We start from the raw sequence: 9,567 nt of genomic DNA, 5'->3' as shown, positions 1-9,567 counted from the left end.
CATCTTCTGGCCCTGCGCGTCGCGCACCAGACCGTGGATGTACACGTCCTTGAACGGCACGCGGCCGGTGAAGTGGGTCGTCATCATGATCATCCTGGCCACCCAGAAGAAGATGATGTCGTAGCCCGTGACCAGTACGCTGCTGGGCAGGTAGAGGCTGTAGTCGTCGGTCGCAGCGTCGGTCAGGTTCGGCCAGCCCATGGTGCTGAAGGGCACGAGGGCCGAGGAGTACCAGGTGTCCAGCACGTCTTCGTCACGCTTGAGAACTTTGTCCGCACCGGCCTGGGCCTGCGCCTCGGCTTCGTTGCGCGCCACGTAGACCTGGCCCTGCTCGTCGTACCACGCCGGGATCTGGTGACCCCACCAGAGCTGGCGGGAAATGCACCAGTCCTGGATGTTGTTCATCCACTGGTTGTAGGTGTTGACCCAGTTTTCGGGGACGAACTTCACCTGGCCGGTCTGCACGGCGGCAATCGCCTTGTCGGCGATGGAGGTGCCGCTGGTGTTGTGCTGATTGCCCTTGCTGGTCATGGCCACGAACCACTGGTCGGTCAGCATGGGCTCGACCACCTGGCCGGTGCGGGCGCAGCGCGGGACCATCAGCTTGTGCTTCTTCACCTCGACCAGCAGGCCGGCGGCTTCCAGGTCGGCCACGACCTGTTTGCGCGCGACAAAGCGGTCCAGGCCGCGGTATTTCTCGGGCGCGTTGTCGTTGATGGTGGCGTTGAGGTGCAGCACGCCGATGATGGGCAGCTGGTGGCGCTGGCCGACGGCGTAGTCGTTCGCGTCGTGGGCGGGCGTGACCTTGACCACGCCGGTGCCGAAGGCGCGGTCCACGTACTCGTCGGCGATCACCGGGATCTCGCGGTCGCACAGTGGCAGCTTCACATACTGGCCGATCAGGGCGCTGTAGCGCTCGTCTTCGGGATGCACCATCACGGCCACGTCGCCCAGCAGGGTTTCGGGGCGGGTGGTGGCCACGGTCAGGTGACCCGAACCGTTGACCAGCGGGTAGGCGATGTGCCAGAGCGAGCCGTCTTCCTCGTCGCTCTCCACTTCCAGGTCGGACACCGCCGACATCAGCACCGGGTCCCAGTTGACCAGGCGCTTGCCGCGGTAGATCAGACCCTGCTGGTAGAGCTTGACGAAGGTCTCGGTCACCACGGTCGAGAGCTTCTCGTCCATGGTGAAGTACTCGCGCGTCCAGTCCACGCTGTCGCCCATGCGGCGCATCTGGGTGGTGATGGTGTTGCCCGACTGTTCCTTCCACTCCCAGACCTTGGCGACGAAGTTTTTGCGGCCCAGGTCGTGGCGGCTGAGCTTCTGTTCCTGCAGTTGGCGCTCGACCACGATCTGGGTGGCGATGCCGGCGTGGTCGGTGCCGGGGATCCACGCGGTGTTGAAGCCGCTCATGCGGTGGTAGCGCGTGAGCGAGTCCATGATCGTCTGGTTGAACGCGTGGCCCATGTGCAGCGTGCCGGTCACGTTGGGCGGCGGCAGCTGGATGGCGAAGTTCTTGCCTGCGGCAGCGGCTTCCGCGCTGGGGGCCGAAGTGCCGCGGAAGCCCGCCACGCCGTACCCGCGTTTTTCCCACTCGGGGCCCCAGTGGGCTTCCAGCGCGGCGGGCTCGAAGGATTTGGACAGGCTGTTCAGACCGGGTTGCTGCAGGGTGTCGAGAGCGTCAGACATGGGCGAGGGGCGCAAAAAGTGCAGCGGCGCCCCGCTGGGCGCCGCTGGGAAAAAGATCGGGAAGTGCTTGATTTTATTCGAGTGTCGCCTGCGCAGGGCTCGGTGGTCGGGGGGGTCCGACAGCGGTGCTGTGCTCTAACGAAGCAGCGCAGGCACGGGGTTTTCCCTCGGGCGCCGGTGCGTGTTGCGAACGGTTATCACCTGTTCCCCCTTGATAGTCGTCAGTAATGCGCCGCATAGCCGTCGCCTACTGGACCCGGTCGCGCGGCGGGCGTAACTTTGTGCCTGTCTCAGCGGGCCAGCCCCGGCAAAAGGGGGTCGGCTGGACGCCTTCATCCACCCACGAACAGGAGATACCCATGGCTGCATTGAAAGGTTCGAAAACCGAGCAGTGCCTGAAGGACGCCTTTGCCGGCGAATCCCAGGCCAACCGCCGTTACCTGTATTTCGCAAACAAGGCCGACGTGGAAGGCCAGAACGATGTGGCGGCGCTGTTCCGCTCCACCGCCGAAGGGGAGACCGGCCACGCGCACGGCCACCTCGAATTCCTGGAGCAGTCGGGTGACCCTGCGACCGGCCTGCCGATTGGCAGCACGCGCCAGAACCTCGCCTCGGCCGTGGCCGGCGAAACCCACGAGTACACCGACATGTACCCAGGAATGGCCAAGACGGCGCGCGAGGAAGGCTTCGACGAGATCGCCGACTGGTTCGAGACCCTGGCCAAGGCCGAGCGTTCGCACGCCAACCGCTATCAGAAAGCTTTGAACGAGCTGGTGGACTGAACGAGCCACCCCCTGCGCCGCTGACGCGGCTTCCCCCTGGAAGGGGGACGACACCTGCGGCCCGGCAAAGCCGGTTCCGCGGTGTCCCTGGAAGGGCTGCCCCTCTGTTGGCGGCCCCTTCTGCAAGCGTTCGGTTGAGCGTTTGCAGAAGCCCGAGAGACAACCCCCACGATCAGCCGCGCCGCAGAGCGCGAGAAGAGGAGTGAGCATGGCCACCGAAGGCAACCTGCAGGCGCCCACGCGCCATCCGCTGGACTGGCAAAACCCCGATTTCTACGACGAAGAGAAATGCTTCGTCGAGCTGGAGCGGATCTTCGACATCTGCCACGGTTGCCGACGCTGTGTGAGCTTGTGCGGGTCCTTCCCCACGCTGTTCGATCTGGTCGACGAAAGCAAGACCATGGAGGTCGATGGCGTCGCCAAGCAGGACTACTGGAAGGTGGTGGACCAGTGCTACATGTGCGACCTCTGCTACATGACCAAGTGCCCGTACACGCCGCCGCACGAGTGGAACCTGGACTTCCCGCACACCATGTTGCGGGCCAAGGCGATCAAGTTCAAAAAGGGTGAAGTCAAGACCAGCGAGAAGCTACTGGCGTCGACCGACGTGCACGGCCAGTTCGCGGGCATCCCGATCGTGGTGCAGGTGGCCAACGCGGTGAACAAGACGACGTTCGCCCGCGGCGTGATGGAGAACGTGCTGGGCGTGGACAAGGACGCCTGGCTGCCCGAACTGGCCACGAAGAAATTCCGTTCCGCGGCGCCGGAGTCACAGGCCGCCAAGGTGATCGACGGCGAGAAGACGCCGGGCAAGGTGGCGATCTTTTCCACCTGCTACATCAATTACAACGAGCCCGGCATCGGCCTGGACCTGCTCAAGATCCTGGACCACAACGACATCCCGTACACCCTGGTCGAGAAGGAAAAGTGCTGTGGCATGCCCAAGCTGGAGCTGGGCGATCTGGACGCGGTGCGGGCGAGCAAGGAGGCCAACATCCCGGTGCTGGCGAAGTACGCCAAGGACGGTTACGCCATCCTCGCGGCGGTGCCCAGCTGCGCGCTGATGTTCAAGCAGGAAATCCCGCTCATGTTCCCGGGCGACGCCGACACGCAGCTGGTCAAGGAACACATGTGGGACCCGTTCGAGTACCTGATGGCGCGCAAGCGCGACGGCCTGCTCAAGACCGAGTTCCCGCAGGCGCTGGGCAATATCAGCTACCAGATCCCCTGCCACGGGCGGGTGCAAAACATCGGCAAGAAGACCGAAGAAATGCTCAAGATGGTGCCGGGCACCACGGTCAACACCATCGAGCGCTGCTCCGGCCACGCGGGCACCTTCGGCGTCAAGAAGGGCTCGCACCAGCAGGCCATGAAGATCGGCAAGCCGGTGTTCAAGGCCATGGCCACCATGAAGGACGGCGCCAAGCCCGACTTCATCAGCTCCGACTGCCCGCTCGGCGGCCACCACATCGCACAGGGCTTTGAAGTGAACGGCCTGGGCGCACCGGAGCTCAACCACCCCCTGACCCTGGTCCGCAAGGCCTATGGCTTGAAATGACCTGCACGGCCCGCCCGGTGCGCGCAGCGCCCGGGAGCGGCCCGACGGCAAACCCCTGAAGGAGTCACACCATGCAACTCACCGGCCACATCACCCCCGACAGCCTCATGAGTCTGGAGGCCTACAGCAAATGGCGCAAGACGCACAAGGGCGAGGTCATCGCGCACCGCCAACTGCGCAGCGTGGCGCTGGGCGAACACCTGAACGTGCAGTTCGAGAGCGAGCTGACCATCCGCTACCAGACCCAGGAGATGCTGCGTATCGAGAAGATCTTCGAGGAAGAGGGCATCCAGCAGGAGATCGAGGCTTACGCGCCGCTGGTGCCCGACGGCCACAACTGGAAGGCCACGGTGCTGATCGAGTACACCGACATCAACGAACGCAAGCGCGAGCTGGCCCGGCTGATCGGCGTGGAAGACCGGCTGTTCGTCGAGGTCGAGGGCTATGACCGCGTGTACGCCATCGCCGACGAAGACCTGGACCGCGAGAACGAGGAGAAGACCAGCGCGGTGCATTTCGTGCGCTTCGAATTCACCCCCGCCATGCGCGCGTCGGTGCGGGCGGGCGCCGCCGTCAAGCTGGGCTGCGACCACACCCACTACCCGGTGCACCAGCAGATCCGCCCCGAGACGCTGGCCAGCCTGGCGGGCGATCTGCGCTGAGCCTTCAACCGGCCAGATGTGCGTCCCAGAGGCTCCATTCGGAGCCACCGGGCGCCCGGATGTCCAGAGCAGCCCCGGTCATCGGGTGCGTGAGCTCCAGCCGCCCCGCGTGCAGCCACAGGCGCTGCTCGCCCAGTGATGCCGCCACCGCCCGGTTCAGCGGGCCTTTGCCGTGGGTCGCGTCGCCGATGATGGGGTGGGCCATGTGCTTGCAGTGCCGGCGCAGCTGGTGGCGCCGGCCGGTCAGGGGCTGCAGTTCCAGCAGGGCGCAGCGGGTGGTGGCGAACCGGCCATCGGCCAGCGGCAACTCGTAGCGTTCCAGTGTTCGGTAGCGGGTCACCGCGTCCTGCACTTCCTCGCGTTCGGTGCGCATGTCGTCCGGCATGCGCCGTAGCGGGTGATCGATCAGGCCTTCTTCGGCGGGCCAGCCACGCACCACGGCCTGGTAGGTCTTGTGCAGGCCGTGGCCCGCCTCGAAGGCCTGGCCCAGGGCGCGCGCGGTGGCTGTGTCCAGCGCGAACAGCAGCACGCCGCTGGTGCCTTTGTCCAGCCGGTGCACGGGCCACACCGGCTGGCCGATCTGGTCGCGCAGCAGTTGCAGGGCGAAGCGGGTTTCACCCGCGTCCAGACCGGTGCGATGCACCAGCAGGCCCGGCGGTTTGTGGACCGCTGCCAGATAATCGTCGCGAAAAAGGATCTGCAGCATGTTGTTTCTATTGTCCCCGGCCAAGGCGCTCGACTACGAGACGCCGCCCCACATCAAGACCCACACCCAGCCGCTGTTCGTGCCTCAGGCCAGCGAGCTGATCGAGGTGCTGCGCGAGAAGTCGCCGCAGCAGATCGCGGAACTGATGGACCTGTCGGACCAGCTTTCGGGTCTGAACGTGGCGCGCTACCAGGCCTGGCGCCCCAAGTTCACGGCCCAGAACGCCAAACAGGCCGTGCTGGCCTTTGACGGTGACGTGTACGGGGGTCTGGACGCGAAGACGCTGGGCGAGGCCGAACTCGACTGGCTGCAGCAGCACCTGTGCATCCTCAGCGGCCTGTACGGCGTGCTGCGCCCGCTGGACTGGATGCAGCCCTACCGGCTGGAAATGGGCACGCGCCTGGTCACGCCCAAGGGCAAGAACCTGTACCAGTTCTGGGGCCGTCAGATCGCGGAGTACCTCAACCAGCGAGCGCAGGCAGAGGTGACGCCGGTGGTGATCAACCTCGCGAGCGAGGAGTATTTCAAGGTGGTGGACCGCAAGGCGCTGCTGCCGCGCGTGGTGACCTGCGCCTTCGAGGAACGCAAGGGCGACCAGTACAAGGTGGTCAGCTTTTTCGCCAAGCGTGCGCGCGGCCTGATGGTGCGCCACGCGGTGCAGCACCGTGTCACGCGGGTGGAGCAGCTCAAGGACTTTGCGCAGGAGGGCTACCGCTTCGTGCCCGCCGCGTCCGGGCCCGACCACCTGGTGTTCCGGCGCGACCCGTCCTGACGAGGCGCGCCATGAACGGACCGTCCGCCATGGGGCAGACCATCACCGCCGAGTTGCGCCGCTGGCTGCGGGAGCAGATCGATGCGGGTGTGGACCACGCAACCCTGCTCGACGCGCTGGTGCAGGCCGGCTGGGCCCTGGACCTGGCCGAGCGCGCCATCCGCGGCGCCCGCCACGAGCACGGCGCGCGTGTGATCGTCGTGCCCCAAGCCCCGGCCGAGCGGCGTGTGGCCGTGCCGGCCATCCAGGTGGGGCCATCCTCGCGCGAGGTCTTGGTCGGGGGCCGGGCGGTGCGCGTGGTGGCCAGCCTGAACCTGCCGCGCGTGGTGGTGCTGGCCGGCCTGCTGAGCGATGGCGAGTGCGACGCGCTGATCGACGCGGCCCGCCCGCGCCTGGCGCGTTCGCTCACGGTGCAGACGCGCACCGGTGGCGAGGAGCTCAACCCCGACCGCACCAGCGACGGCATGTTCTTCAACCGCGGCGAAACCGAACTGGTGCGGCGCATCGAGGCGCGCATCGCTGCGCTGGTGAACTGGCCGGTGGAAAACGGTGAAGGCATGCAGGTGCTGCACTACCGCGCCGGCGCCGAATACAAACCGCACTACGACTATTTCGACCCCGCCGAGCCGGGCACGCCCACCATCCTGCGCCGGGGCGGCCAGCGTGTGGGCACGCTGGTGATGTACCTCAACCATCCGGTGCGCGGCGGTGGCACCGTGTTCCCCGATGCGGGTTTCGAGGTGATGCCGCAGCGCGGGCACGCCGTCTTCTTCAGTTACGACCAGCCCTCGCCGGCCACGCGCACGCTGCACGGCGGCGCGCCGGTGATCGAAGGCGAAAAATGGATCGCGACCAAGTGGTTGAGCCAACGGGAATTCACATGACCCCCCTGAACACACCCGAACATTCCCAGCTCGGCAAGGTCTCGGCCTATGTCGACCGCTACGACGCGTCGCTGCTGTTCCCGCTGCCGCGCGAAACCAAGCGGCGCGAGATCGGCATCACCGGCAGCATCCCCTTCATGGGGGCCGACCTCTGGACCGCCTTCGAGCTGAGCTGGCTCAACCCCAAGGGCAAGCCCCAGGTGGCGCTGGCCCACATCACCATCCCTTGCGAGAGCACGCACATCGTCGAGAGCAAGTCCTTCAAGCTCTACCTCAACAGCTTCAACAACACGGCCTTCGAGTCTGCAGACGCGGTGCGCGAGAGCATCCGCGCCGACGTGAGCGCGGCCATCTGGCACGGCGGCCCGGTGGTGGCCGGCGCGGGCGTGAAGCTGCTGCTGCCCGAGGCGTTTGACCGCGAGCCGGTGCAGGAGCTGACCGGCCTGAGCATCGACCGGCTGGACGTGGAGTGCACGCAGTACCAGCCCGCGCCCGAGCTGCTGAGTGCCGCGCTGCACGAGCAGCCCGTGACCGAAACCCTGACCAGCCACCTGCTCAAGAGCAACTGCCTGGTGACCGGCCAGCCCGACTGGGGCAGCGTGCAGATCACGTACACAGGCCCGCAGATCGACCAGGCCGGCCTGCTGCAGTACATCGTGAGCTTTCGCAACCACAACGAATTCCACGAGCAGTGCGTCGAGCGCATCTACATGGACGTGATGGCGCGCTGCAAGCCCACTAAACTGGCGGTGTATGCGCGCTACACCCGCCGTGGTGGGCTGGACATCAACCCCTGGCGCAGCAGCCACCCGCAACAGCCACCCGCCAACGTGCGCACCGCGAGGCAGTAGCGCCTTTCGGCGCGCGACGCCGTGCGGCCAGGGGTGTCATGTCCGGCGCGACATGACCCTGACCAGGATGCGGTGGAACCGGCTCCGCCGGGCCACACGCATCGCCCCCTTGAGGGGGTGACGCCGCAGGCGGCGCGGGGGTGAGCCAAATTCACAGCATTTTCTGGATCAGCGCGCCCTTGAACAGCACCGGCCCGGTGGGCCCACGTTCGCTGGGCACGCCACCCAGCGGCTCCAGGCTGATGGCCAGGGCCGGCACGCCGCCCACGGCCTGCTGGTCGGCGGCCAGCTTGAGCAGCTTGTCCTGGCTCAGCACGCCCAGCGAACGCGGTGCGCCGCTGGGCGGCAGCGCCCACAGCTGCAGCGACTTGTCGGCCGCTTCCTGGTAGCCGCCCACCCGCTGCAGCGTCAACTGGCGGCTCTTGGGATCGAACGTCACCAGCATCGAGGCGCTGGCCTGCTCGTCGTTGAGCACGGCCACGTATTCGATCTGCGGCTGGGCCTCCAGCCGGGCCTGCAGCTCGCCGATCTGGGTGCCCAGGTGGTCGCGCAGGCCCACGGCTGTGACCACGGCCAGCACCGTGGCCAGCGCGCCAGCCGCGGTGGTGCCGCGCCACAGCGGCAGGCTGCGCCACCAGCCGGCGCGCACCGGTGCGGGTTCGGTGCGGGCCTGGCTCATGGCGGCCTGCTCGCGCTTGGCGCGCACCAGGTTGTCGATGCGGGTCCACACCGCGGCGGGCGGTGCTTCGGGCGTCTGCAGTTCGTTGACGCTGACCATGCGGCTTTGCCACAGCAGGGCCGCGGCGCGCACCGGTGCGCGTTCGCGCGCCAGGGTTTCAAAGCGGCGGCGGGCACCGCCGCGCAGCGTGCCCAGCGCGTAGGCGGCGGCCAGGCGGTCCAGCAGTTCGGGGTGGCGGTGGATGTCCATGCTCAGACTTCAGAAAAAACGGCTTGTGGAGCAAGGCCCGCAACGCATGTGGCAACACCATCCGGGGGCACCGAGGAACCGGCTTCGCCGGGCCTCAGGTGCCGCCCCCCTGGAGGGGGGAGACGCGAAGCGGCGCAGGGGGTGTTCATGCGTACCTCGCCATGCAGGCGCGCAACTGGTCCAGCCCGCGGCGGATCCAGCTCTTGACCGTGCCCAGCGGCAGCTTGAGCTGTTGTGCCAGCTCGCCGTGGCTGAGGTCGCGCAGGTAGGCCAGGCTCACCACCTCGCGCTGCTTGTTCTCCAGCCGGGTCAGGCACTGGTGCAGTGCCCAGGCCTGCTGGCTGGCCAAGCTGGTGTCCATGGGGTTGGCGCTGTCGCCTTCCAGCGTGTCGGCCAGGGCCTCGTCCAGCTCGTCGGTCAGGTGCTCGCGCTCGGCCTTGTGGCGGCGCAACTGGTCCAGCGCACGGCTGCGCACGATCAGGCCCAGCCAGGCCATGGGCGGGCTGAGGCTGGCGCGGTAGTCGGCGGCGTTTTTCCAGACCTGCAGAAAGGTCTCCTGCAGGGCGTCCTCGGCCCATTCGCGGTTCGCGGTCACGCGCAGCGCCAGGCCGTAGAGCTTGCCCGAGGTCTGGTCGTACAGCGCCTTGAGCGCGGTTTCCTCGCGCGCGGCCACGCGGTCGATGAGGGCGATGAGGGCCTGGTCGGGTTCGTCTTGCATGGGCGCATTGTGGTCCA

At 67.1% G+C, this 9,567-nt stretch carries 10 protein-coding genes; 6 read left to right on the top strand and 4 right to left on the bottom strand.

The window, feature by feature from the left end; genetic code table 11:
* The coding region (locus tag ACR2JA_RS02525; RefSeq protein WP_434007556.1) for a valine--tRNA ligase at nucleotides 1-1,689 on the bottom strand (1,689 nt) is incomplete at its 3' end.
* A 359-nt stretch (nucleotides 1,690-2,048) separates the two neighbouring features.
* Between ACR2JA_RS02525 and ACR2JA_RS02520 the strand changes: the two genes are divergently transcribed.
* From ACR2JA_RS02520 to ACR2JA_RS02510, 3 genes are all read left to right on the top strand, one after another.
* Nucleotides 2,049-2,471 (top strand): rubrerythrin family protein, encoded by a 423-nt coding sequence (locus tag ACR2JA_RS02520; protein WP_066158576.1) that lies wholly within the window; start codon nucleotides 2,049-2,051, stop codon nucleotides 2,469-2,471.
* A 208-nt stretch (nucleotides 2,472-2,679) separates the two neighbouring features.
* Nucleotides 2,680-4,029: a (Fe-S)-binding protein gene (locus tag ACR2JA_RS02515; RefSeq protein ID WP_434007555.1), complete on the top strand. Its 1,350-nt coding sequence runs from the start codon at nucleotides 2,680-2,682 to the stop codon at nucleotides 4,027-4,029.
* A 71-nt stretch (nucleotides 4,030-4,100) separates the two neighbouring features.
* Entirely contained in the window at nucleotides 4,101-4,691 is a 591-nt protein-coding gene (locus tag ACR2JA_RS02510) for a DUF3501 family protein (protein ID WP_434007554.1), read from the top strand.
* A gap of 4 nt (nucleotides 4,692-4,695) precedes the next feature.
* Here the strand turns inward: ACR2JA_RS02510 and ACR2JA_RS02505 are convergent, their stop codons facing one another.
* On the bottom strand, nucleotides 4,696-5,397 hold the full coding sequence (locus ACR2JA_RS02505) for a pseudouridine synthase (RefSeq protein WP_434007553.1): 702 nt from the start codon (nucleotides 5,395-5,397) through the stop codon (nucleotides 4,696-4,698).
* Here ACR2JA_RS02505 and yaaA point away from each other — a divergent pair.
* From yaaA to queF, 3 genes are read left to right on the top strand one after another with little or no spacing between them, the layout of a single operon-like run.
* Nucleotides 5,396-6,169 (top strand): peroxide stress protein YaaA, encoded by a 774-nt coding sequence (gene yaaA, locus ACR2JA_RS02500; RefSeq protein WP_434007552.1) that lies wholly within the window; start codon nucleotides 5,396-5,398, stop codon nucleotides 6,167-6,169. The genes ACR2JA_RS02505 and yaaA overlap by 2 nt on opposite strands.
* An 11-nt stretch (nucleotides 6,170-6,180) precedes the next feature.
* Nucleotides 6,181-7,053 carry a 2OG-Fe(II) oxygenase gene (locus tag ACR2JA_RS02495; protein ID WP_434007551.1) on the top strand — a complete coding sequence of 291 codons (873 nt, stop codon included), beginning with the start codon at nucleotides 6,181-6,183 and terminating at the stop codon, nucleotides 7,051-7,053.
* Nucleotides 7,054-7,058: 5 nt separating this feature from the next.
* Nucleotides 7,059-7,904: an NADPH-dependent 7-cyano-7-deazaguanine reductase QueF gene (gene queF / locus ACR2JA_RS02490; protein WP_434007558.1), complete on the top strand. Its 846-nt coding sequence runs from the start codon at nucleotides 7,059-7,061 to the stop codon at nucleotides 7,902-7,904.
* A 151-nt stretch (nucleotides 7,905-8,055) separates the two neighbouring features.
* Here queF and ACR2JA_RS02485 read toward each other — a convergent pair whose 3' ends face one another.
* Nucleotides 8,056-8,832, bottom strand: coding sequence for an anti-sigma factor (locus tag ACR2JA_RS02485; protein WP_434007550.1), 777 nt, complete (start codon nucleotides 8,830-8,832; stop codon nucleotides 8,056-8,058).
* Between the two features lie 145 nt (nucleotides 8,833-8,977).
* Nucleotides 8,978-9,550 (bottom strand): RNA polymerase sigma factor, encoded by a 573-nt coding sequence (locus tag ACR2JA_RS02480; RefSeq protein WP_434007557.1) that lies wholly within the window; start codon nucleotides 9,548-9,550, stop codon nucleotides 8,978-8,980.
* Nucleotides 9,551-9,567: the final 17 nt, after the last annotated feature.

Source organism: Hydrogenophaga sp., from assembly GCF_051007235.1.
Classification (GTDB): Bacteria; Pseudomonadota; Gammaproteobacteria; order Burkholderiales; family Burkholderiaceae_C; genus Hydrogenophaga.
Note: the sequence above shows the minus strand (reverse complement) of the source record. Positions and strands in the feature narration are given on the sequence as shown.